Source organism: Pedobacter sp. T50_32 (assembly GCF_057652195.1).
In genome coordinates this window covers 801921-826709 of the sequence record NZ_JBYFBY010000002.1, presented here as the reverse complement: position 1 = coordinate 826709, position 24789 = coordinate 801921, and the positions used below count along the sequence as shown (strand labels likewise).

Genomic DNA, 24789 nt, shown 5'->3' with positions numbered 1-24789 from the left:
CGCTTTTTTATGCACATGAACTTCCAAAATTCTATAGGTATATTCGATTCTGGCTTTGGTGGCTTAACCATATTTAAGTCTATTGCTGAAAAATTACCTAATTACAATTACATCTATCTAGGCGATAATGCTCGTTCTCCTTATGGAGATCATTCTTTCGAAACTGTTTATCAATATACTTTAGAGTGTGTAGAATGGCTTTTTGCACAAGGTTGCCCCTTGGTAATTTTGGCGTGTAACACCGCATCTGCTAAAGCACTTAGAAATATACAACAGTTAGATTTACCTAAAAAGTATCCGAATCATCGGGTTTTAGGAGTAATTAGGCCTACAGCCGAGGTAATAGGAGAAATGAGTAGTACAAAATCGGTAGGGGTTTTAGGAACTAGGGGTACTATAAAATCCGAATCCTATCTTATTGAAATCAACAAGTTTTTTCCAGAAGTAAATGTTTACCAGCAGGCCTGCCCAATGTGGGTGCCACTAATTGAAAATGGAGAACATACTGGCAATGGTGCAGATTACTTTGTTAAGCAATATTTAGATTTGTTGCTTGAACAATCATCTTCGATTGACACGGTTTTGCTAGCCTGTACACATTATCCATTGCTGTTGCCAAAGATAGAGGCATATCTCTCATCTAGCATAAAAGTCGTTTCGCAGGGCGATATTGTTGCCGAAAGCTTAGTAAATTATTTACAGCGACATCCAGAGATTGACCAAAAGATAAGCAAGCAAGAACAAACTTTGTTTTATACCACTGGCGATGCCGAAACCTTCAATCAGCATGCTTCAGTTTTTTTGGAGAAAGAAGTTCAAACAGTAAAAATAAAACTGTAAGTTTTTCTGTCTCAAAAATATAACACAAAAATGATGTATTCGTAGTAATTCTAATTGTTTCTCACTAGGTTTTGAATATATAAAAGGGTAAATTTGCACCTTCATTCACAATCAATGAGCGAACAAATCAAACACGAATGCGGGATAGCCTTTATCCGCTTGTTAAAACCTCTCTCATACTACCAAGAAAAATACGGTACAGCACTTTACGGCCTAAACAAATTGTATTTGTTGATGGAAAAGCAGCACAACCGTGGTCAGGACGGAGCAGGTATTGCAACCATTAAATTAGACATGAAACCGGGTAGCCGCTACATTAGCCGCTATCGCTCAATGGCCCAAAATGCCGTTGCAGATATTTTCGGTTACGTGCAAAACAAATTTGTTAGTATACAGGAAGAAACTCCTGAGCTGATGAAGGACACCGAGTTTTTGAAGCAAAATGTAAGCTTTATTGGTGAGGTATTGTTGGGGCATCTACGTTATGGTACCCACGGCAAAAATAGTATCGAAAATTGTCATCCTTTTTTACGCCAAAATAATTGGATGACAAGGAACTTGGTGATTGCCGGTAACTTTAACATGACCAATGTAGACGAACTGTTAGAGCAGTTATATGAGCTAGGTCAGCATCCTAAAGAGAAAGCTGATACCGTTACAGTATTGGAAAAAATAGGTCACTTTTTAGATGATGAAAATCAGGCATTATTTGACGAATACAAAAAAGATGGCTTAACTAACGTTGAGATTACTCAAAAAATATCAGATAGCTTAAATATCGCAAATATTTTAAAGCGTTCGGCAAAAAGCTGGGATGGTGGCTATGCTATGTCTGGTATTGTTGGTAACGGTGATGCTTTTGTGATGAGAGATCCAGCAGGTATTCGCCCAGCGTTTTATTACGTAGATGATGAAGTAGTTGTTGCTGCTTCAGAAAGACCAGCGATCCAGACTGCATTTAAAGTGCAGATCAATAATGTAAAAGAGATTAAGCCAGGTCATGCTCTAATTATCAAAAAAGATGGTACGGTAACAGAAGAAATGTTCCGCGAACCTTTAGAAAAGAAAGCATGTTCGTTTGAGCGTATTTATTTTTCAAGAGGTAGCGATGCCGATATTTACAAAGAGCGTAAAAAGCTTGGAGAATTGTTGTGTGATCCTATATTAAAAGCAGTTAACCACGATTTAAAAAACACGGTTTTCTCATTTATACCAAATACCGCCGAAGTTTCTTTCTATGGCATGGTAGATGGTTTGCACAAATACATTAGAGATGTGCAAAAGGAAACTTTGTTGAAACGTAAGGAGGTTTTAGATGACACCGCTTTAGATGAGTTGTTATCGATGCGACCACGTGTAGAGAAACTTGCGATTAAAGATGTGAAACTACGTACCTTCATTACTGCAGATGCAGATAGGGGAGAAATGGTGGCTCACGTTTACGATACTACCTATGGCGTGATCAAAAATCATACGGATACTTTGGTTGCTGTAGATGATTCGATTGTGAGGGGTACAACGCTGAAACAGAGTATTATCAAAATAATTGATAGGTTACATCCTAAGAAAATTGTAATTGTTTCTTCTGCACCGCAGATTAGATACCCAGATTGCTATGGTATCGATATGTCTAAAATGGGGCAGTTTGTAGCTTTTGATGCAGCAATTCAATTGTTGAAACAAAGAGGGCAAGAGCATATTATTGAAGAAGTTTATCAAAAATGTAAAGCTTCTCTAGAATTGCCGAAAGAAGAAATTGTAAATCATGTAAAAGAGATTTATAAACCTTTTACACCGCAGGAAATTTCAGATCAAATTGCTAAAATTATTACGCCAGCTGAAACGGTTGCTGAAGTTGAAGTTATTTATCAAACTTTAGAAGGTTTACACGAGGCTTGTCCAGATCACGTTGGTGATTGGTACTTTTCTGGAGATTACCCTACACCAGGTGGTAATAAGGTAGTAAACAAAGCTTTTGTTAACTGGAAAGAAGGAAATAACCAAAGAGCTTATTAAGCTAAGCTTAAAATAAATTAAAGGGAGAGGTCTTAATAGATTTCTCCCTTTTTTTATTGTATTCAACTTGCCGTCATTGCTTTATTGATCTTATCATTCAGAGCGCAGCGGAGAATCTGTTTTGAAATTTGCGAGTTGGATTATTAGATGAACTCGATACAGTCTTAACTTAAAGAATTGCGGATTTGAAATCCGATCAACAAACAACGTAAAACTTGATAGAAGTTGACGGAGATGCAAATCTCTGAGTGCTTTTGTTGGCGTCCTCGCCAACGAACATTTTAAATCGCAATGACGATATGTTGAAGATCCTTGCTAAACTAATAAGCTGTACACTGGCAATTCCTCCACAAAAGAAAAACCTTTATTTACATGATCTATCTGAGCGTAGTAATGGTTTAATCCATTAGTAATCACCAACCATTTTGCCTTATAAACAGAATTATATCTCGCCGCTTGGTCAAAGGTTGCCTGAGTAATATTTACTGAAGGAGCTTTACATTCAACAACCATCAGTTTGTCACCTGCTTTAGTCAAAACTAAAATATCGCTACGCTTTCTGGTCTGGTTTAAACTTAGGCCACCTTCAATTTGCATTAAACTAACAGGAAATTGCTTTTCTTTGATAAGATATTTGATAAAATGCTGCCTCACCCATTCCTCTGGCGTGAGCACTAAATGCTTTTTCCTTGCTTCATCAAAAATATAATGCAAGCCATCCCTTTGGGTAATTTTAAAAGGATAAAAAGGCAAATTTAGCGGGGTGGGGTTGAACATGTGATGTCAAAAATAAGATTGTTTTATTGTTCGTTGCTAGATTGTTGAAAATTCAACCTTAAAAGAATGGCTTGGCACATTTAATCATTCAAAATTCACTCATTCTGTCATTTTATAATTTGTAACTTTGGGCATGACTGCCGAGGATATCATTAAGGATTTAAAAGCTAGAAAATTTAAACCAGTTTATTTGTTGCAAGGCGAAGAACCATATTTTATTGATCAAGTCGTAGAATATATGGAGAAGCATGTGTTGTCAGATGGCGAAAAAGGTTTTAATCAGACTGTACTGTACGGTAAAGATACTGATATGGCTACGGTAATGAATGCAGCTAAGCGCTATCCAATGATGTCAGAATACCAGTTGATTATCGTAAAAGAAGCACAGGACTTGAAGTGGGCAAACGAGGGAGCAAGCAAAGAAGCCGATTTCACTCTTGCTTATTTCGAGAAACCACTTCCTAGCACAATTTTAGTGTTGGCCTACAAATATTCCAATTTCGATAAACGTAAAAAAATCTACAAAGCCATCAATAGCAATGGTGTCGTTTTTCAAAGTGATCCAGTGAGAGATTACAAACTTGTGCCCTGGATTGAGGATCATATCAAAACTAAAGGTTACAAGATAGATCCGCAGGCGGTAGCTTTAATGGCAGAATATTTAGGTACAGATCTTTCTAAAATTGCTAACGAAGTTGAAAAGTTGTGTTTAAATATAGACAAGGCTACTACTATTCAAACAGATCATATTCAACGCAATATTGGGATTAGTAAGGAGTACAATGTGTTTGAACTACAAAAAGCACTTGCTAGTCGTAATGTGTTAAAGAGCAATCAGATTATTAACTACTTTGCAGGAAATCCTAAGGCCAACCCGATGATTATGGTAATGGCCAATCTCAATTCTTACTTTTCTAAGATATTAAAATACCATTACCTGCCTAATAAAAATGATGCGGCTAGGGAGCTTGGCGTAAGTCCGTATTTTATTAAGGATTACGAAGTGGCAGCCAGAACTTTCAATGCAGGCAAAACCTTCGATATCATTAGTTTATTACGAGAGTATGATTTGAAGAGCAAAGGTTTGGATAGTACTGGCAATATTACTGATGGAGATTTGTTGAAAGAACTGGTATTTAAAATCTTGCATTAAAATTCTGCCACAGATGATGTTGTCTTTCTTTTGATATTAGAATCTGCGTAGCTATGGATGATTAGCTTTTTTAATCGTGTAACTAAGAAGTTATATCTAATTCTGAATTTTTCGTAGCGCTTCTTTTATTTTTACTTCACAATTAACTTATACTACAAATTGATGAAGAAAAATCTATTTACCCTATTATTGGTTGCTGGAGCGGTAACATTTGCGCACGCTCAACGGCCAACTCAAGGTGGAGCGACTCCTTCTGACAGTACCCGTAGAGCACCTGGTGCTATGGGAGCTGCAGCAGCTGCAAAACCTAAGCCTTACAATCAGGTAATTACTGATAAGGCCCAAACTAGACTTGGTTTAGTGATCTCACACAAAATTGAAGACAAGTATTTCTTTGAAATTGCTGATTCTGTATTAAACAGAGATATTCTAGTGGTAAGCAGGATCTCAAAATCATCAGCTACGCTTAGAGACAACCAAGTTTACGCTGGCGACCAAATTGGTTCTTCAGTAATTAGATTTGAGAGAGGACCAAACAATAAGCTATTTATTCGTAAAATTAGCTTTAGAGCCTACAGTCCAGATTCTACCTCTTCAATGTACAGAAACGTACAAAACTCTACAGTGCAAAATATAGCTGCATCATTTAATGTTGCTGCATACGCTAAAGATAATAAAGGTGTTGTAGTTGATGCTACAGACTTCATCAATAGCGATAACGATGTGTTTTATTTCTCTTCTCCTGCAGCGAAAACTAGATTTCGTTTAGGAGCTCAGTTATCAGACAGAAGTTTTATCAATTCTATTAAAACTTTCCCAACTAATACAGAAATTAACGTTACTAAAACTTACAGCATGAGCGCTGCACCTACAACTGGTGCTCCTGGAGGTATGATGGGCGGCGCAGCAGGAGGTTCTATTACCATAGAGCTTAACACTTCATTGGTAGCTTTACCTAAAGTTCCTATGAAAGCTCGTTATTTCGATCCACGTGTAGGTTACTTCGCAATTGGTTACACCGATTTTGATGCTAATCCACAAGGTGTTAAAGATTTAGCATTGGTAAAACGTTGGAGATTAGAGCCAAAACCACAAGATGTGGCTAAATACAAACGTGGCGAATTGGTAGAACCTGCTAAACCAATTATTTTTTACATCGATCCGGCTACACCTAAAAAATGGGTGCCATATTTAATTGCGGGTGTTAACGATTGGCAAAAAGCGTTTGAAAAAGCTGGTTTCAAAAATGCTGTAATTGGTAAAATGGCGCCAACTAAAGCACAAGATTCTACTTGGAGTTTAGATGATGCTCGTAACTCGGCCATCGTTTACAAGCCATCAGAAATTCCAAACGCAAGTGGTCCGAGTATTTCAGATCCACGTACTGGCGAGATTATGGAAAGCCATATCAACTGGTACCACAACGTAATGAAGTTGGTTCGCGATTGGTATTTCATCCAAACAGCAGCGGTAGACAAGAGAGCTCGTACGGTTAACTTCAGCGATGAGTTAATGGGCGATTTGATCCGTTTTGTTTCTTCTCACGAAGTTGGTCACACCTTAGGCTTACGTCACAACCACGGTTCAAGTTCAACTGTTCCTGTAGAGAACTTACGTAACAAGAAATGGGTCGAAGAAAACGGTCATACACCATCTATCATGGACTATGCTCGTTTCAACTACGTAGCGCAACCAGAAGATAATATCTCTAAAGTAGGTTTATATCCACGTATTGGCGATTACGACAAATGGGCAATTGAATGGGGATACAGATATTTCCCAGATAGCAAAAACGTAACTTCTGATATGAAGATATTGGATAAGATGACACTAGAATCTGCGAAGAATAGACGCTTGTGGTTCGGTACTGAAACTAATCCAGACGATCCACATTCGCAAAGTGAGGATTTGAGCGATAACGCTATGAAAGCGAGTGACTATGGTATTAAAAACTTAAAAGTAATTGTAGCAAACTTAAAAACTTGGACTAAACAACCTGGTGAAAACTACGATGAATTAAGTAATATGTACGGTCAGTTAACAACTCAATTTGGTCGTTACATTGGTCACGTAAGTAAAAACATTGGTGGTATTTACGAAAATCCAAAAACTGTAGATCAAGTAGGTGTAATTTACGAACGCACTCCAGCAGCTACGCAAAAAGAAGCGGCAACTTGGTTAAGTGCACAAGTATTTACTACGCCTAAATGGTTGTTAGATCAAACTATTTTAGATAACATCAGCGAAAGTCCATTAGTAGTGGTTTCTAAATTGCAAAATGCAGCTTTAAACAGAGTAATTTCTACAAGAGTATTAGGTAATTTAATTGCTGCCGAAGCTGCAGATGGTGCAACTGCCTACAAAATCTCTGACTTGTTCAAAGATTTAAATGCTTCAATCTTTACTGAATTGAAAGGCGGGGCTGCTATAGATGTATATCGTAGAAACTTGCAAAAAGCTTACGTAGATAGATTAATTACAATCATCAATCCTCCAGCTGCGCCAACCAGTTTAGCTGCTGCTTTTGGTAGGAGCGCTGCTCCTAGCGGTTTATCTGCAAGCCAAACTGATGCTGTGTCTGTAGTTAAAGGACAGTTACGTGAGTTAGATAAAGCAATTAAAGCTAATTCAACTTCAGATTCTTTAAGTAAATATCACTTAGAAGATTTGTCAGATCGTATTGAAAAAGCTTTAGACAGCAAAAAATAAGAAAGCTTAAATAATTCTCTAATCCTCCGATAGTACATATCGGGGGATTTTTTGTTTTTGGAGCGCAAAGCTAGTGTTGCTATTATCGCCTGTCCCGCTTTCCGCTGTAGCCCTCGTTCGCTTACGCTCTTTCCCAGTGCACTCTCGGGGCTGCCGCTTTAATCGGGGCTATGAAACAATGAAACTGCCGTTTAGCACCTGCCCAACAAAATGCAAAAAGAACCATTGCCTTTGTTAATTAAACCTGTATTGCAGCGGATATACTTTTTGGTGCGTCATTTCGACGAAGTATGAGGAGAAATCTGTTTTTAAGAAGCGTTTTAGTTAGAGATTTCTCACATGCGTTCGAAATGACGGAGAAATGTGACAAAAAGATAGTAGCGAAAAGCAGGGCTATAATTGCCAAATGCTACCAGCATTGTTTTCCAAAAAAAATATCGTCAGAAAGTTGCAATCACTATATTTTAAATTGCAGAAAGCAACAGACATCCCCAGCCTAAAATCATCAATAATCCGCCAAGAGGTGTAATGGGGCCAAGAAATTTAAAGTTCTTCTTCAAGTATTCGGCTAAGGAAAGTAAGTAAATGCTAAACGAAAAAAGAACAGTGCCAATGGTGACTAAATAATAGGCCCAGTTGATTAAGCTAAGCTCAAAATTTGCATTGTAGCCAATGAGGATCAAGAATAAAGCGCTGTAAATTTGATAGCGTACACCAACTTCAAAAGATGCTAGTTTTTCTGCCGACAATACTTTCTTTAAGGCGTGTGCGCCAAAGGCACCAAATACGATTGATAATAATCCGAATGAGGCACCAGTAATAATTGCACAGTTGTTAGTCATGCGGTAAAGGTAGTTATAAATTTGTAGCGACTAAAAAATGTCATCATTGCGAGGTGCGAAGCAATCTTACGACTATGACAGGATTTTTAACCTATCGCTTTAAGATTGCTTCGTACCTCGCAATGACGATAATAGCTTATTATTTTGCCAATGCTTTTCTTACTTGCGGCGCAATCTTCTCGCCGTAAATCTCGATAGATTTCATCATGTGATCGTGAGACGGGGCACCAACATCCATGTGTGCAGAAAACCTGGCTAATCCAAACAATTCGTTCATCATAATAATTTTTTCTGCAGTTTCGTTAGCATCACCAATAATTAAATGGCCATGTTTCGATCTTCCGTAATCATATTGCCCACGTTGAAACGGTGGCCAGCCTCTAGATTTCCCAATTCTATCCATCTGTGCAGAATAAAAAGGGTAGTAGTAATCAGCCGTAGCCTGACTGTCATCTCCAAAGAACGAGTGCATGTGCACACCAACTTGGAACTTACCCATGTCGTGCCCTGCATCTTCGTAAGCTTGCTTATAGTAATCAAACAAAGGCTGGAACTGTTCTGGATTACCACCAATAATAGCGAACATTACTGGTAAACCTAATTTGCCAGCTCTAACAACTGATGCCGGAGTGCCACCAACGGCTACCCAAATTTTCAAATTATTATCTACCGCACGAGGTAAAATCTGTTGTTCTTTTAACTCTGGTCTAAATTTTCCTTTCCAAGAAATAGTTTCCTGTTCGTTAATTTTTACCAAGAGGTTTAGTTTCTCTTCAAACAAGGCATCGTAATCTGCTAAGTTCTGACCGTATAATGGAAACGACTCGATAAAGCTTCCACGACCAGCCATTAACTCGGCTCTACCATTAGAAATTAAATCTACAGTAGCAAAACTTTGATATAATTTAACAGGATCTGACGAGCTTAAGACAGAAACTGCACTTCCTAATTTGATGTTTTTAGTCACAGTTGCTGCTGCCGCTAAAATAATTTCTGGTGCAGAAACAGCGTAGTCTGGTCTGTGATGTTCGCCAATACCGTAAAAATCTAAGCCAACTTCATCCATCAGCTTAATTTCTGCTATAATTTCTTGTAAACGTTGTTGTGCCGATTGTACTTCGCCTTTGGCGTTAATCTGTAAATCGCCAAACATTCCAATACCTAATTCCATATTGTTCCTTTTATTTGATACAAAGATAACTCTATCTATATCGTAAAGTTTTTGATGTATGTTAAGAAATGATTGGTGTTTAACTAATTATTGAGATGTAATTTTTGATTAACAAATCTAATCACCTCTTCATTTTGTGCAGGTTCAAACCAAGTTGTGTCTGTGTCTTTCCTAAACCAAGTTAATTGTCTTTTCGCAAAGCGACGGGTGTTTTGTTTAATCTTATCTACGGCGGTTGGTAAATCAGTTTTGCCATCTAGATAGTCGAAAATTTCGGAATAGCCCACAGTTTTTAACGCGTTAAGCTCCTTGTGAGTCTCCAATGACCTTACTTCTTCAATCAAGCCATTTTGTACCATAATATCCACTCTGTGGTTAATTTGATTGTACAGTTTTTCTCTATCGGTGTTTAAACCAATTTTGATGATATTGAATGGACGTTCTTTTTTGTTAGATGTAAGAAAGGAACTTAATTTCTGGCCTGTAGATAATACCACTTCCAAACCACGTATCATTCGTTGCGGATTGCTTTGGTCTACCTTTGAAAAATATTCGGGGTCTAATTCTGCCAATTGCTTTCTGATAGCTTCAATCCCTTCGTTAGCAAATTGTTGGTTCAGTTGCTCACGGATGTCTAAGTTGATATCAGGCATATCATCTAAGCCATTGCATACAGCGTTAATGTACAGACCAGATCCACCAACCATTACCAAAACATCATGTTTGACAAACAGTTTCTCTATCAAATCCAAAGCCTGTATTTCGAAATCTCCGGTGCTAAAAAGCTGGGTTACACTATGCGAATTAATGAAATGATGTGCTGCAGCAGCCAATTCTTCTTCAGAAGGTTTGGCTGTACCAATACTCATTTCTTTAAAAAATTGTCTAGAATCTGCAGAAATAATCTCTGTTTGGAAATGTTTTGCCAGCTCAATCGCTAATGCGGTTTTACCAATAGCCGTTGGCCCAACTACAACAATTAAAGTTTTTTGAGGTGGACTTTCAGGATTGTTGGATTTAATAGATAACATTGATTATTAAATAAAATTATTCCAACAAAAACGCTTTAAAAATGCTAAGGATTAATAGTTATCCTTATCGTTACCGTAGTCGTCATTCCCATATTCATCATCTTCGCCATCGCCGTACTCATCATCTTGCTCATCTTCATCATCGTCAGATTTCTCTTGGGTATTAATACCACTTCCGCCCATTGCTTCTAGTTCTTCCGTATCTTCTGGCACGAAATCCATTTCATTTAAGAAATCGAAATCACTTTCTGCTGCGGCAGTTCCAGTAGCAATTTGAGCAACATTGTTTTTGTCAATAATTTTTGGTGCTTCTCCAACACTTTTAACCAAGTAAGGATATTCGATTTTAGGGTCGGTATCAAGAATAATTTTGATCAGTTCAACGTGGAAATCGTAAGGACGTTCGAAATTATAGATGTAGTAAAATTTTTGGTGAGGATCTTCAATAAAAGCGCTTAACTTCGATTTTTCCATTAAAATTACACCATTGTCAATCTTACGCTGCGTAGGATGGATGGCAATTTCATCACCTTTAATCCAGTTATCTGTACTTACATAAAATGACGATGCTTTATCAGCATTGTATCCGGTACTACGATGTATGGCTCTATGTAAATCTTCGAAAGTTTGGTTGCTTTTGATGTCTATTTCGCGGGTAATATCGTCGTAATCTTCAAAAGAAATTCTAAATCTATAAATTGCCATGTGCTATAAAATGCTTTGTTTCGCTCGTAAAATTATGAAAAAAATGTAATTGTTAAATTGATTAATTGCTCAATTGTTAAATGTAGAAACTCAAAACATCAACTAATTGTTTAATTATCTGCAACTTTTAAGCCCAAATCTTTAGCTTTTTCGAGCATAAATTTAAAAGCTTCGTCGTAACTGTTGGTAATATCACCTTCTAATATCGCTTCGCGGATAGCATTTTTCAAAATGCCAACTTCTTTTCCAGCAGCTAAACCAAAAGTTTCCATAATATCGTTACCAGATATAGGAGGTTGCCAGTTACGTAATTGATCTCGCTCTTCAACATCTTTAATCTTCTGTTTTACAAGCTCAAAGTTGTTACGGTATTTTTTGATTTTATATTCGTTCTTTGTCGTTACATCGGCATTGCAAAGTAGCATCAGCGCTTCTATGTCCTCTCCGGCTTCGAAAAGTAAACGACGTACAGCAGAATCAGTAATTTTATCTTGTGCTAATACAATTGGACGTAGGTGAAGTAATACCAGCTTCTGCACAAATTTCATCTTCTCATTTAAAGGAAGTTTAAGCTGTGCAAATATCTGCGGAACCATGCGAGCGCCTTTGTCTTCGTGACCGTGGAAAGTCCAGCCGTGGCCTTCTTCGAAACGTTTGGTAGCGGGTTTTGCAATATCATGGAGGATAGCAGCCCAGCGCAGCCACAAATCATCGGTCGTTTCACAAATGTTGTCTAAAACCTGTAGTGTATGATAAAAATTATCCTTATGACCTCTGCCTTTAATGATATCTACACCATATAATTTAGCCATTTGAGGGAAAATCAATTCTAGTAAACCTGTGTCAAAAAGGTAGTTGAAACCGATGGAAGGTTTTTTAGCAAGGATGATCTTATTCAGTTCGTCGCTAATTCTTTCTTTCGATACGATTTTAATGCGTTCTTTTTGAGATTTGATGGCATCAATTGCCGTTTGATCTATTTCAAAATTTAACTGTGTCGCAAAGCGGATGGCCCGCATCATTCGTAAAGGATCATCAGAAAATGTAACTATAGGGTCTAAAGGTGTGCGGATTAACTTATTTGCTAAGTCTTCTAAACCATTAAATGGATCTACAACTTCACCATAATTTGCCTTATTTAAGGATATCGCTAAAGCGTTGATAGTAAAATCGCGGCGTAACTGATCGTCTTCTAAAGTGCCATTTTCTACAATTGGTTTGCGGGAATCGGCTCTGTAACTTTCTTTACGTGCACCAACAAACTCAACTTCTAAATCTTCATGCTTTAACATGGCAGTGCCGAAATTTTTAAACACGGCAACGTTGGTTTTTAATTTCTGACCAACTTTTTCTGCAAATGCAATTCCATTGCCCAAAACTACTACGTCTATATCTTTCGAAGGTCTTTTAAGGTAGATATCCCGTACAAAGCCACCAATAACGTAGGTTTCGGTATTTGTATTCTCGGCAGTTTCAGCCAAGATTTTAAAGATAGAAGCCTCAATACTTCCCAACAGGGACTTAACATCTTGAGGCTGTGGATTGGTTTGCATAGGTGGCAAAGTTAAGAAAAACCTAATAGCAATTCGTGCTGAAATCGTACTTCGTCAATCTAAAATCGTCAATTGAATTATTTTCTTATAAAATCAAACTGCCCGCCAGAACCTAATTTAACAATAGTTGAAGGTTGTTTTGGCGTTCTATCTTCCTGTTCTAAATCTATAATATAGTCTACTGCATCTTTAACATCCTCACTAATCTCATCGAAGAACTTTGGTGTAGGTTCGCCACTAATATTTGCTGACGTAGAAACAATAGGTTTGCGGAAACGCTGAATTAACTGCTGACAAAAATCGTGCTTTGGTATTCTTATGCCCACACTTCCGTCTGAATTGATAACGTTTGAAGCTAAGTTTTTTGCATTAGAAAAGATTACCGTCAGAGGCTTTTCCGCGTATTCAATCAAATCGTAGGCAACTTCAGGAACATCATTCACGTAGCTTTGTAGTTTGTTATCGGTATCTAGCAGTACAATTAAACTTTTATCTGCAGAGCGACCTTTAATTTCATTTACCTTGGTAACAGCTTCAACATTAGTTGCATCGCAACCTAAACCCCAAACCGTATCTGTAGGATAAAGAATTACCCCGCCATTTTTTAGTACCTCTAAAGCTTTATTGATTTCTTCTCTCATCGCCATTTTACAAAGTTAAGCATTAGAAATGAAGCTTATCTACCTAATTTATTACATTTTACCACATAACATTTGACTTTTATATGTGTTTAAAGATATAAGAACCAGAAATTTATCAGTAAATTTATACTGGTCATAAATATATAACAACACACACAAATGTTATGAAAAGGATAATGCATTTAGGCAGTTTTTTGTTAGTGGCTGTGCTGCTATCTGCCTGTTCGAGTTTACGCGTTGCATCAGATTTTGATAGAGACGCAAATTTTGATAGTTATAAAACCTATAATTTTTACGCTAAAGGACTTGAAAAGTTAGCCGTAAATGGTTTGGATAAAAAGCGGATTATGGCTGCTGTCGATACAGAAATGCAAGCCAAAGGCTTTACTAAAGCAGATAAGCCAGACTTGTTTGTAAATTTAATTGTAGTAAAACGCGAACGAACCGATGTTTACGATAATGGTTTCGGCGGTCCTTGGGGATGGCGTGGAGGCTGGGGTTGGGGAATGGGCTGGGGACCGTTTTGGGGCGGTGGCATGCGAAGTTTCGACCGTTATGAAGAAGGAATGTTTATCATCGATTTGCTAGATACAAAAACCAAAATGCACGTTTGGCATGGTAGGGGAGATGGTTTCAATCTCGATAGTTTCAAAAATAGAGAAGAGCGGATTGTAGTTGGTGTGAAGGAGATTTTAGCACAATATCCGCCACAATAGAAGTAAAAAGACTAAAGACCAAAGGCGGAAAGCTCCAATGACTAATGTCAATAATCAACAACAAAGTACCAATTATCAAATAACGAGAAGCGGAAAGTAAAGCAAAAATAAAGACCAAAGACCAAAGAACGAGATATCGCAGTTTGATTGCTGTCGATTTTTCTCTTTCTGCTTTAGTCTTTGGTCTTTTCGCTTTAGTCTTTCAGCTTTAAACCGCTACATTATTTTCTCTCAAGGCATCATTAAGAGAAGTCTTTTTATCTGTAGACTCTTTACGCTTGCCAATAATCAAAGCACAAGGTACTTGATACTCGCCAGCAGGGAATTTCTTAGTGTAAGAACCAGGAATTACAACAGAACGTGCTGGAACAATACCTTTATATTCTACAGGCTCATCGCCAGTAATGTCAATAATTTTAGTTGAAGCCGTTAATACCACATTTGCACCTAAAACAGCTTCTTTTTCTACACGCACACCTTCTACAACAATTGCTCTAGAACCTAAGAAACAATCGTCTTCGATGATTACTGGAGCAGCTTGAACTGGCTCTAAAACACCACCAATACCGACACCACCACTTAAGTGAACACGTTTGCCAATTTGCGCACATGAACCTACAGTCGCCCAAGTATCAACCATGGTACCTTCGTCTACATAAGCACCGATGTTTACGTAAGAGGGCATCATGATTACGCCAGGAGCCAAGAAAGCACCATAACGAGCACTTGCCATAGGCACCACACGAACACCTTTTTCTTTATAGTCGGTTTTTAAATCCATTTTATCATGGAAAACAAAAGGACCAGCTTTAGTCTCACCCATTTGCTTGATAGGGAAATAAAGGATAACTGCTTTTTTAATCCATTCGTTAATTCCCCAGCCGTTTAAAATTGGCTCTGCAACTCTAATTTCTCCAGCGTTAAGTCTTTGAATTACAGTTTCAATAGCTTCAGTATATTCTTTGTATTGTAATAAGCTTCTGTCTTCCCAAGCTTCTTCTATTTGTTTTTTTAGTTCGGTAATCATTGTATTTTAAAATTTATGCAAAATAAGTGTTTATAAATTAAAAGTTGAACGTTATCAGTTAAAAGTTAGGTTTACTAATTCTATTCCCTAACTTCAATTACCAAATAATAACTACTAACTGCTCAATATTGTTTAATTTTGATGTCATGGGAGAAGCAGAAAAACTACGTGTCGACAAATATCTTTGGGCTATTCGTGTTTTTAAAACCAGAAGTTTAGCAACTGATGCCTGTAAAGCTGGAAGGGTAAAGCTAAAAGGACAAAATATCAAAGCTTCGGCAGTAGTGAAAATTGGCGATGTTTACCAAATAAGCAAAGGCGCAGAGCGAAAAGTAATTGAAGTGGTAGATTTTTCTTACAACCGCACTGATGCTAAAATTGCTGTAACTAAGTACAAAGACTTGACACCAGTTGAAGAAACCCATGCTTTTAAATCTGCTTTTCATTCGCCAACTTTAAAACGAGATAGGGGAGCCGGAAGGCCAACCAAAAAAGACCGCCGAGAAACTGATGATTTGTTAGGAGGTTTTTGGGAAGATGATGACTAGTTCTAAGTTTTCAGTTAACAGTTGGCACTTTTCAGTTAACCGATTAACCAGTTTCAACAGTTAACCTTTCTTCTTCTTTGCCAAGTTCTGTGTTACGCAAAAAGCAACAATCTTTTCAATCAAATCCATTGGTAGAGGCTTATCTATTGGAAACTGAACAGTGCCTTTAGAAGTTTTATAGTCCTTCAAATCATCCGCTAAAACTTCTACAGCCTTGCCGCCCGGATATAAGCCAATGTGATTTTTGTAGCCTGCAAAATGGATTAAGTTGCCATTCAGTGTAAAGGTCGGTATCGCATAGCTGATTTTCTGCTTCGCTTCGGGAACCATAGCTTGCAAATCTTCTCGTAATTGCTGTAAGATTTTTTGGGTTTCTTCCGGGTAAGATGCAATGTATTCGTCGATGGTGGTATACTTTTCCATATGCTTTATATTTGTTGAGACGCAAGATCTTGCGTCTTTACTGCTACAGTTTTTTAGCCTCGTTCCAATAAATATCCATTTCAGCCAGCGTCATATCTGCCAAAGCTTTGCCGCTTTCTTTTGCTTTTTCTTCCAAATATTGGAAACGTTTAATAAACTTCTTGTTGGTTTTTTCTAATGCATTCTCTGGATTGATATCGATAAAACGAGCGTAGTTAACTAGAGAGAATAATAAGTCGCCAAACTCACCTTCTGCTTTTTCAATATCAATTTCTCTACCATCAACTATATTGAACTCGTTTTTAAATTCTTGCAGCTCTTCTTCAACCTTTTCCCAAACTTGCTGTTTTTCTTCCCAATCGAAACCAACGCCTCTGGCTTTTTCTTGTATTCTGCTAGCTTTCACTAAAGCAGGCAACGAAGTCGGTACCCCGGCCAAAACAGACTTATTGCCTTCTTTTAGCTTTAGTTTTTCCCAGTTCTGTTTAACTTGTTCTTCCGTATCAGCTTCTACATCACCGTAAATGTGCGGATGTCTGCTAATCAACTTGTCGCAAACGCCGTTCAGGACATCAGTAATATTAAACTGATTTTGCTCATCACCAATTCTGGCATAGAAAACCAAGTGCATCATCACATCACCCAGTTCCTTCTTGATTTCCTGCATATCGCCATCCAAAATAGCATCAGAAAGTTCATAAGTTTCTTCAATAGTTAAATGGCGTAGCGTTTCCATGGTTTGTTTTTTATCCCATGGGCATTGCGTACGTAACGTATCTAAGACATTTAATAAACGTAAAAAAGCACCATCTGGCGTTGTAGAAATTACTGGAGGAATATTAGCAGGCATAAAATAAATGTAAATATAAAACGGGAAGGTTGGGAATTAACTTATTCTTCGGGTGTGGCGAGTTTTTTCTTTCTAAGTAAAAATAATTTTTTCTTCTTTCTGAAAGGTTTTTCTTCTTCGCCCAATAAAATCGCCCATGCATCTAAACCATCCACTTTTTGGAAGATAATTTTAAACATCGCCAAATATGGCATACATAAAAACATACCAGAAATACCCCAAAGCATTTCGCCAACCACTATACCAATAAAAGCAATAAGCGCATTTATTTTCACTTTCGAACCCACAATTAAAGGCATTAAAATATTGCCATCTATTGCATGGATACCAACATAGGCAAATAAGACAAAAAGCGCCTTGGTAGCGCCAGCAGTGGCAAAAGTAATGAGTACGCTAATAATTAGCGATATCGAAATTCCTAAATAAGGAATGATATTAAAAATGCCAGCGACTAAACCTAATAAAATGGCATATTTCACTCCTAAAATCGAAAGTGTTAGTACCATCAGTAAGCTTACAATAATCATCTGTATGAACAAACCGGTGATGTATTTTTTGATGATATACTGAATTTCGTTGATGGTTTCTGATACTTTTATGCGATGTTCTTCTATAAAAACAGTACTCACAAATTTGTAAAGCAAGCGCCTGTAATTCAATATGAAAAAAGTGAATAACAATGTAAAAGCAATAAACAACAAACTAGATGACAATGTAAGTAATGTAGTTCCTATTACACTTGCTGTTGTTGCTAGTGCCTTTTCTGCACTATTTCCAAGATAATTTCCTGGTTTTTTTAAGGTTACGTGAAATGTTTTTGAAATCCAGTGCTGCAGTTCGTGAAATGAATTGGTCACCTGCTTTTCTAACAAAGGCCAATCGCCCCACAATTCGCTAAGCTGCAAGGCAAAGAAATGCCCAACCCCATAGAGTACAGCCAACATAATAATTACCGTTAAAATAGTTGCTAAACTTCGTTTAAACCTCAGTTTTACTTCAATAAAATTAGCCAGCGGCAACATTAAAAATGCTAGCAGTAAAGAAAAGAAAAGCGGCGACAAGATGCTTTTCCCTATAATGGCCAGATATCCGAGCATTATAATAGAGAGCAGTGCGAAAGTGAGCCTAACTATAAATGGTAGTTGTATTTGCATGTTGTTTATGTAACAGGAATAAGTTAAAGAAAATTCTAGACTTTATACATTTATTTCTTCAAATGGTTTTAACGGCTCTCAACATTTCTCTTTTGCCTGGCGCACCAGGTAATTTTTCAATTTCGAAACCACAACTTTTAACAGCCCTTTTTAAATTTCCGGTGATGGCGTAGGTTACAAAAATGCCACCTGTTTTAAGAAAGCTACAGGCATGGGCAATCATTTCGTTAGTCCAAAGCTCTGGCTGGTGCCTTACCGAAAAAGCATCAAAGTATAATACATCAAAACGTTTTTTGGTATCAAAATTTTGTAGTGTCGTATGGCTAACCTCTAAGTTGCAACCAGATGATAGTTCTAGATCATTACCAATTGCTGTTTCATACTTTTCAAAAAAACTATTCCAAACCGGTTGTGGTACATATTGGCTGTAACCTGTAGAAGCAATTGTGTCTGCCGATAAAGGAAAAGCTTCAATAGAACGATAATTTAGCTGCCTATTTACCTCTCTGCAGTGTGCGTAGCTCAATAAAAAGTTTAAACCTGTGCCAAAACCAACTTCAAAAATATCAATTTCAGGTTTGTCGAATTTCTCCAATCCATGCTTTAGGCCAGCCTCAATAAATACGTGCCTGCTTTCTTGCAGCGCCCCGTGAGAAGAATGGTAATGTTCGCCAATTTCTTCATTAAATAAAGTATTAGAGCCGTCGGCGGTAGGGGTGAGGATATTCATATAGCAAAATTAAGCTAAATTACTGGATTGTTGAGCGCAGCGAAATCGATACATCGGGATTACATTGTTTTATGGTTAAATTGTTGGGTAAATCAAAACCTAGATAATTCGAATTGAATTACTGGATGTTTTTGGAAATGGTCGTAGGTACTCTTCGAAGGCTGTAGTCCCGCTTTTCAATGTAGCCCTCGTTTGCTAACGCTCTCTTGGGGCTGTCGTTGCAATCGGGGTTTATAAAACTTAAACCTGTGCACAGCACTTGCATTTTAAACCCGACAGTAGCGAGCACGTAGTGGCAAACCGATGTGTTTGCCCGAAGTAAAGCGGATGGCGGGACGAACAGTAATAATAGCACCGTTTTGCTTTTCAAATAATTGATAAGTTGAAGTCTTTGTTCTTTTATCCTTGTTACTTTATCTTTACCTTATGGATATCGAAAGTTTTAGAGAATATTGCTTGAGCCTGCCTGGAACTACAGAGGGAATGAAATGGGAGCATCTTTGTTTCATGATTGAAGAAAAAATCTTCGTGTTGGTAGATTTGGATACGCATGGTTTTTGTATCAAATGTACGCCAGATGAGTTTGATGAAATTGCTGCTAGAGATGGTGTTAAGCAAGCACCACATTTTGCTAAAAAGCAGTGGGTTTTTGTGGATAACCTAGAGGTGTTTAATGTTGCAGAGTTGAAGCGTCGTGTAGAGCGTTCGAGGGAGTTGGTTCTTGTTAAGCTGCCAAAGAAAACGCAGGCGAAATATGCATAATAAGATGCCACAGATGCACAGATTTATTTGAGAATTATCTGTGCATCTGTGGCTAATTGTTTCAATTACCAAAGTTTAATTCTATCTTCTGGTTTTTTGTAAAGCTTGTCGCCAGGTTTTACATCAAATGCATTGTACCAAGCATCCATGTTTACTGGTGCACCGATAGTTCTGTACGGACCTGGAGAGTGCGTATCAGTTTTAATTAATTGCGCAGCTGTTTCGGGTAAAACATTGCCTCTCCAAACTTGTGCCCAAGCTAAGAAGAAACGTTGGTCTGGTGTAAAACCATCAATTTTCTCGTTGCTCTGACCTTGTTTAGTCATTTTGAAAGCAGTATAAGCAGCATTTAAACCACCTAAGTCTCCAATGTTTTCACCCATGGTAAATTTACCGTTCACGTGAAGCGTATCTAAAACGGTATATTTATCGAACTGCTCGCCCAACAATTTTGTTCTAGCATTAAATTTAGCTCTGTCCTCGTCAGTCCACCAGTTTTTTAAGTTACCATCTTTGTCGTACTGACTACCAGTATCGTCAAAACCGTGGCTCATTTCGTGACCAATTACTGCACCTATGCCGCCGTAGTTAATGGCATCATCAGCATCTGGATGGAAGAAAGGGAACTGTAAAATACCAGCTGGGAACACAATTTCATTCAAAGTAGGACTGTAATAAGCGTTTACTGTGGGAGGTGTCATGCCGAAACGTTCTCTGTCTACAGGTTTACCTAATTGATTGATGTTTTCGTTATAGCCCCATTTGCTCGCATTACGTAAATTTTGGAAATAGGTAGCTCTGTTGATAACCAAACCATCGTAGTTTCTCCACTTAGTAGTATAACCTACCTTAGGTCTAAAAGCGTGTAGTTTTGCTAAAGCTTTTTCTTTTGTAGCATCGCTCATCCATTCTAAACCTTTAATGCGGATTTCGAAAGCTTTACGTAGGTTAGAAATCAATTCGTCCATACGAGCTTTTGCGGCTGGTTTAAAGTACTTAGCAACATACAACTGACCTAATAAATCTCCCAAAACGCCATCCGTTAACGATGACATACGTTGCCAACGCGGTGTTTGAACCTTTTGACCAGTTTGTGCCTGCGTAAAAGCAAAGTTCGCTTTCACAAACGGTGAACTTAAACTACCTGCAGCACCTTTTAATACATTCCACTCTAAGTAAGTTTTCCAATCTGCAACAGAAGTTGAGGTTAACAAACTGTTTAAAGTTTTAAAGAAAGCCGGAGAGTTTACCAGTACTGTATCTTGTCCGTTAACTTTTAATTGGGTTAAAGTGTTTGTCCAATTAATATTTGGCGTAATTTTGTTGAAATCTGCAACGGTTAATTTGTTGTAGGTTTTGTAAGGGTCACGCATTTCTAAACGGCTCATTTGTGCTTCTGCCAAAGCTTTCTCAATAGTAAAAACCGTTTTAGCTTTTTGTTTTGCTACAGCTTCTGTGTTACCAACTAACGTAAAAAGTGTAGCCATATAAGTATCATAAGCTTCCCTAATTTTTACACTACGACTGTCGTCTTTCAAATAATAATCTCTATCGCCAAGTGTTGTACCGCCTTGAGAAACGTTTACCATGTATTTGGTTACGTTTTTTCTATCCTGACCTACTCCGAAACCATACAATGCTCCACCAAGACCATTTACACGCATGTAAGTAATATGGTCTAGCACTGCCTGTAGGCTATTTAACTGTTTAATTTTCTCTAAATCAGCTTTGATTGGTGTATACCCCAATTTTTCGATAGTTACGCTATCCATCGCAGCAGCATAGAAATCGCCAACACGTTTAGTTACAGAACCTGCAGGTGCTGTTTTATCTGCAGCAGCAGCTTCTACTAAGCCTCTTACTGCGTTTACGTTAAAATCACGAAGTTCGTTAAATGAGCCCCAACGTGTTTCTTTTGCGGGAACTGGATTGTTTTTTACCCATACACCACTTGCATAAGCATAAAAATCATCGCCTGGTTTAACGGTTAAATCCATGTTTGCCGGGTCGATAAATTTTTTAGGCGCTTGTTGGGCATTTGCTATACTCACCGAAACTACGCCAAGTGCAGCAAAAAAGGTTTTAAATTGATTGATATTCATCTTCGATAATAAATTAGAAAGATGAAGTTAGATAAAAAGTAAATGCTATGAATATTCTTAATAGAAAAATTACTTATTGAACCAATCGTAAAGTTTAATTAACCCAATTTTGCGGAGAACCTCATTAGTGAAAGAAGACAATCTGAAAGCTTTCATGCTGATTTGTTTTTATATGTATTTAACATTCTTTAACACTTTTTATTGTGCGATGAAAAAAATAATGTGACACTACTAAAACTTTATCGACTATAAAAAACGTAGTTTTGAATAATTCTAAACAAGGATATGGCACCACACCAACACCAAACGGATGGCTGCTGCGGACATCAGCACCAACACGATAAACATACAGACGGACACGACCATGAACATGACCACGACCACGGTGATGCTTCCTCAATTAAAACGTATTTACCTGCAATAGCAAGCCTGGTACTTTTACTTGTAGCAATAGCATTTGATTATTTTTCAGTTCCTTTTTTTAATGGTTACTTCAGGTTGGGCTGGTATTTGGTAGCTTATATTCCTGTTGCTTTGCCAGTTATTAAAGAGGCTTTTGCTACCATTGCCAAAGTCGATATTTTTACAGAGTTCCTGTTAATGGCGTTGGCAACAATCGGCGCTTTTGCTTTAGGCGAATATCCAGAAGCGGTTGCCGTGATGCTGTTTTACAGTATTGGCGAGTTGTTTCAAGGTGCTGCGGTAAATAGAGCAAAGAATAACATCAAAGCGTTATTGGATGTTAGACCAGATACAGCAACAGTTTACAGGGATGGTAAATATATTTCCGTAAATCCAAAAGAGGTTAGTATTGGAGAAATTATTCAGCTAAAAGCAGGAGAAAAAGCATCTTTAGATGGAGAATTAGAAAGTGAAAGTGCAAGTTTTAACACTGCTGCATTAACAGGAGAAAGCAAACCAAAAACGATTAGAAGAAGCGAACAGGTACTGGCTGGGATGCTTAATCTAGACGGAGTGATTACATTAAAAGTCTCGAAGAAATTTGAGGATAGTGCACTTTCTAAAATTTTAGATTTGGTGCAAAATGCCAGTGCCAAAAAAGCAAAAACAGAATTGCTGATACGTAGGTTCGCTAAAATCTATACACCTATTGTGTTTTTCCTAGCTGTTGCTTTAACCTTCTTGCCTTACTTTTTTGTAGCCAACTACGATTTTAATATGTGGTTGTACCGAGCTTTGGTTTTCTTGGTCATCTCTTGTCCTTGCGCTTTGGTTATTTCCATTCCATTGGGGTATTTTGGTGGAATTGGAGCTGCATCTGCCAATGGCATTTTGTTTAAAGGTTCTAATTATTTGGATTTAATTACCAAAGTAAATACCGTAGTTTTAGATAAGACAGGAACTTTAACTCAAGGCATTTTTAAGGTTAAGGAGATACAAAGTGAAATTCCTGAAAAGGAGTTTGTCGGTTATTTGGCTAGTATCGAAAGTCAGTCTACACATCCGATAGCCAAAGCAGTTGTAGAGTATGGCGGTGCTGATAATTTGTTGCCAATCCAAAATGTAAAAGAAGTTGCTGGCCACGGATTAAAAGCAGAAATTAATGGCAATGAAGTGCTGGCAGGAAATGGCAAGTTGCTTAAACAATTCGGTATTGTTTATCCAAACGAAATAGATGATAAAGTAGAAACTACAGTTCTTTTGGCAGTTGGTGGAAAATATGCAGGTTTTGTAACTATTGCTGATGAAGCCAAGCCAGATGCTAAGCAAGCGATTGTTGCTTTGCATGCTCTTGGTGTAAATAAAATTGTGATGTTAAGTGGAGATAAAACTTCCATTACGCAAAAAGTAGCGACAGATTTAGGTGTAGATGAAGCGCATGGCGATTTACTGCCAGAAGATAAAGTTGCACAGTTAGAAAAGCTAAAAGCTGAACCAAATAGGATAATTGCTTTTATTGGCGATGGTATAAATGATGCGCCTGTTTTAGCATTAAGCGATGTGGGCATAGCAATGGGTGCTTTAGGCAGCGATGTTGCGATAGAAACTGCCGACGTAGTAATCCAAAATGATATGCCCAGCAAAATTGCTACAGCTATTAAAATTGGCTATGCAACGAAGAAAATTGTTTATCAAAATATAGGTTTGGCGTTTGGGGTAAAAGCCATTGTTTTAATTTTGGGTGCTGGTGGTTTAGCTACCATGTGGGAAGCTGTTTTCGCAGATGTCGGTGTGGCGTTTCTGGCCATCCTTAATGCAGTTCGTATTCAAAGGATGAAGTTTTAAGTATTGTGCTGAATATCTTTTGTCTAGTGTGTTTTTATGGCAAGATTTGAGCCCCTAAAAATTACTTTTTTAATCGATTTTTACTAAATTTGAATATGCCTACAGTAAAAACATATCCACAGCTTGATGAAAAGATTTATTCGGTTAACGAGTTAGATGAAAGTTTAACTTATAGCTATGCGAATTATTTAAATTGGCTTTTCGATGAAAGGTTAGAGTTGATTAAAGGGAAAATCTATAAGATGAGCCCTGGACCATCACGATATCATCAGAAGGTTTTCGGAAAGATTTTTGTAGCCATTGCGAAATTTTTAGAAGGAAATTCTTGCGAAGTTTATGGTGCACCGTTCGATGTTCGTTTTCCTTCGAAAAGTAAAGATGACAGGGATATCTATACCGTTTTACAACCAGACATTTGTGTGATTTGCGATAGGAGTAAATTAGATGAAAGAGGTTGCTTGGGTGCGCCAGATTTGGTAATAGAAATTCTATCGCCGGGAAATAATAAGAAAGAGCTACTGCATAAATATAAAGTATACGAAGAGTTTGGCGTGAAGGAATATTGGATAGTTAGCCAAAGCGACCAAAGTATTTTGATTTACACGTTAAGTAATGAAGGGAAATACGTTCCCTCAAAAATGTTTACGTTAAGTGAAGAAGTTACTTCTTCGGTGTTGCCAGGTTTTGTATTAAAGCTTGATGATGTTTTTGAGGATTGAACTTTAGTTCGAATTTCTGCTTTGCGCAACTTTGCGATTTCTTCGTTTGCTTTGCGGTTAATTTAAACACAAA

General features: G+C 37.6%; 22 protein-coding genes. 9 read left to right on the top strand and 13 right to left on the bottom strand.

The genetic code is table 11. The features are described 5' to 3' along the window. Window positions 1-15 precede the first annotated feature (15 nt). Window positions 16-840, top strand: coding sequence for a glutamate racemase (gene murI / locus AC23ME_RS08895; protein WP_487727747.1), 825 nt, complete (start codon window positions 16-18; stop codon window positions 838-840). Window positions 841-954: 114 nt separating this feature from the next. Then, a complete protein-coding gene (locus tag AC23ME_RS08890) occupies window positions 955-2856 on the top strand; it encodes a class II glutamine amidotransferase (protein ID WP_487727401.1) in 1902 nt (633 codons plus the stop codon). A gap of 315 nt (window positions 2857-3171) precedes the next feature. Here AC23ME_RS08890 and AC23ME_RS08885 read toward each other — a convergent pair whose 3' ends face one another. Continuing rightward, entirely contained in the window at window positions 3172-3633 is a 462-nt protein-coding gene (locus AC23ME_RS08885) for a type I restriction enzyme HsdR N-terminal domain-containing protein (RefSeq protein ID WP_487727400.1), read from the bottom strand. 133 nt (window positions 3634-3766) lie between these two features. On the opposite strand from AC23ME_RS08885, the gene holA reads away from it, so the two are divergent. Then, the gene (gene holA, locus AC23ME_RS08880) at window positions 3767-4786 is read left to right on the top strand and encodes a DNA polymerase III subunit delta (protein ID WP_487727399.1); all 1020 of its coding nucleotides are present in this window, start codon (window positions 3767-3769) and stop codon (window positions 4784-4786) included. Window positions 4787-4948: 162 nt separating this feature from the next. Continuing rightward, on the top strand, window positions 4949-7495 hold the full coding sequence (locus tag AC23ME_RS08875) for a zinc-dependent metalloprotease (protein WP_487727398.1): 2547 nt from the start codon (window positions 4949-4951) through the stop codon (window positions 7493-7495). 464 nt (window positions 7496-7959) lie between these two features. Here AC23ME_RS08875 and AC23ME_RS08870 read toward each other — a convergent pair whose 3' ends face one another. The 6 genes from AC23ME_RS08870 to AC23ME_RS08845 form a co-directional block, all read right to left on the bottom strand. After that, on the bottom strand, window positions 7960-8337 hold the full coding sequence (locus AC23ME_RS08870) for a DUF423 domain-containing protein (protein ID WP_487727397.1): 378 nt from the start codon (window positions 8335-8337) through the stop codon (window positions 7960-7962). Window positions 8338-8476: 139 nt separating this feature from the next. Continuing rightward, window positions 8477-9508: an LLM class flavin-dependent oxidoreductase gene (locus AC23ME_RS08865; RefSeq protein ID WP_487727396.1), complete on the bottom strand. Its 1032-nt coding sequence runs from the start codon at window positions 9506-9508 to the stop codon at window positions 8477-8479. Between the two features lie 83 nt (window positions 9509-9591). Then, window positions 9592-10539, bottom strand: a complete 948-nt coding sequence (miaA, locus tag AC23ME_RS08860) for a tRNA (adenosine(37)-N6)-dimethylallyltransferase MiaA (RefSeq protein ID WP_487727395.1) — start codon at window positions 10537-10539, stop codon at window positions 9592-9594. Window positions 10540-10590: 51 nt separating this feature from the next. Further along, window positions 10591-11244 carry an IS1096 element passenger TnpR family protein gene (locus AC23ME_RS08855; RefSeq protein ID WP_487727394.1) on the bottom strand — a complete coding sequence of 218 codons (654 nt, stop codon included), beginning with the start codon at window positions 11242-11244 and terminating at the stop codon, window positions 10591-10593. Window positions 11245-11354: 110 nt separating this feature from the next. Next, window positions 11355-12797 carry a CCA tRNA nucleotidyltransferase gene (locus AC23ME_RS08850; RefSeq protein ID WP_487727393.1) on the bottom strand — a complete coding sequence of 481 codons (1443 nt, stop codon included), beginning with the start codon at window positions 12795-12797 and terminating at the stop codon, window positions 11355-11357. Window positions 12798-12874: 77 nt separating this feature from the next. Then, the gene (locus AC23ME_RS08845) at window positions 12875-13438 is read right to left on the bottom strand and encodes an L-threonylcarbamoyladenylate synthase (RefSeq protein WP_487727746.1); all 564 of its coding nucleotides are present in this window, start codon (window positions 13436-13438) and stop codon (window positions 12875-12877) included. Between the two features lie 164 nt (window positions 13439-13602). Between AC23ME_RS08845 and AC23ME_RS08840 the strand changes: the two genes are divergently transcribed. Continuing rightward, a complete protein-coding gene (locus AC23ME_RS08840) occupies window positions 13603-14154 on the top strand; it encodes a DUF4136 domain-containing protein (protein ID WP_487727392.1) in 552 nt (183 codons plus the stop codon). Between the two features lie 208 nt (window positions 14155-14362). Here the strand turns inward: AC23ME_RS08840 and AC23ME_RS08835 are convergent, their stop codons facing one another. Further along, complete coding sequence (locus AC23ME_RS08835; RefSeq protein ID WP_487727391.1) at window positions 14363-15181, bottom strand: 2,3,4,5-tetrahydropyridine-2,6-dicarboxylate N-succinyltransferase; 819 nt, start codon at window positions 15179-15181, stop codon at window positions 14363-14365. A 146-nt stretch (window positions 15182-15327) separates the two neighbouring features. On the opposite strand from AC23ME_RS08835, the gene AC23ME_RS08830 reads away from it, so the two are divergent. Then, a complete protein-coding gene (locus tag AC23ME_RS08830; protein ID WP_487727390.1) occupies window positions 15328-15729 on the top strand; it encodes an RNA-binding S4 domain-containing protein in 402 nt (133 codons plus the stop codon). A gap of 60 nt (window positions 15730-15789) precedes the next feature. On the opposite strand, the gene AC23ME_RS08825 is transcribed toward AC23ME_RS08830, so the two are convergent. From AC23ME_RS08825 to mnmC2, 4 genes are read right to left on the bottom strand one after another with little or no spacing between them, the layout of a single operon-like run. Next, on the bottom strand, window positions 15790-16152 hold the full coding sequence (locus tag AC23ME_RS08825) for an iron chaperone (RefSeq protein ID WP_487727389.1): 363 nt from the start codon (window positions 16150-16152) through the stop codon (window positions 15790-15792). 43 nt (window positions 16153-16195) lie between these two features. After that, window positions 16196-17002 (bottom strand): nucleoside triphosphate pyrophosphohydrolase, encoded by an 807-nt coding sequence (gene mazG, locus AC23ME_RS08820; RefSeq protein WP_487727388.1) that lies wholly within the window; start codon window positions 17000-17002, stop codon window positions 16196-16198. 41 nt (window positions 17003-17043) lie between these two features. Then, window positions 17044-18156: an AI-2E family transporter gene (locus AC23ME_RS08815; protein ID WP_487727387.1), complete on the bottom strand. Its 1113-nt coding sequence runs from the start codon at window positions 18154-18156 to the stop codon at window positions 17044-17046. A 58-nt stretch (window positions 18157-18214) separates the two neighbouring features. After that, entirely contained in the window at window positions 18215-18886 is a 672-nt protein-coding gene (gene mnmC2, locus AC23ME_RS08810; RefSeq protein ID WP_487727386.1) for a tRNA (5-methylaminomethyl-2-thiouridine)(34)-methyltransferase MnmC2, read from the bottom strand. Between the two features lie 426 nt (window positions 18887-19312). Here mnmC2 and AC23ME_RS08805 point away from each other — a divergent pair, with 426 nt between their 5' ends. Then, the gene (locus tag AC23ME_RS08805) at window positions 19313-19648 is read left to right on the top strand and encodes an MmcQ/YjbR family DNA-binding protein (protein ID WP_487727385.1); all 336 of its coding nucleotides are present in this window, start codon (window positions 19313-19315) and stop codon (window positions 19646-19648) included. A gap of 65 nt (window positions 19649-19713) precedes the next feature. On the opposite strand, the gene AC23ME_RS08800 is transcribed toward AC23ME_RS08805, so the two are convergent. Beyond that, complete coding sequence (locus tag AC23ME_RS08800) at window positions 19714-21750, bottom strand: M13 family metallopeptidase (RefSeq protein ID WP_487727384.1); 2037 nt, start codon at window positions 21748-21750, stop codon at window positions 19714-19716. Between the two features lie 285 nt (window positions 21751-22035). On the opposite strand from AC23ME_RS08800, the gene AC23ME_RS08795 reads away from it, so the two are divergent. Then, window positions 22036-23997: a heavy metal translocating P-type ATPase gene (locus AC23ME_RS08795; RefSeq protein ID WP_487727383.1), complete on the top strand. Its 1962-nt coding sequence runs from the start codon at window positions 22036-22038 to the stop codon at window positions 23995-23997. Window positions 23998-24092: 95 nt separating this feature from the next. Further along, a complete protein-coding gene (locus tag AC23ME_RS08790) occupies window positions 24093-24716 on the top strand; it encodes a Uma2 family endonuclease (RefSeq protein ID WP_487727382.1) in 624 nt (207 codons plus the stop codon). Window positions 24717-24789 lie beyond the last annotated feature (73 nt).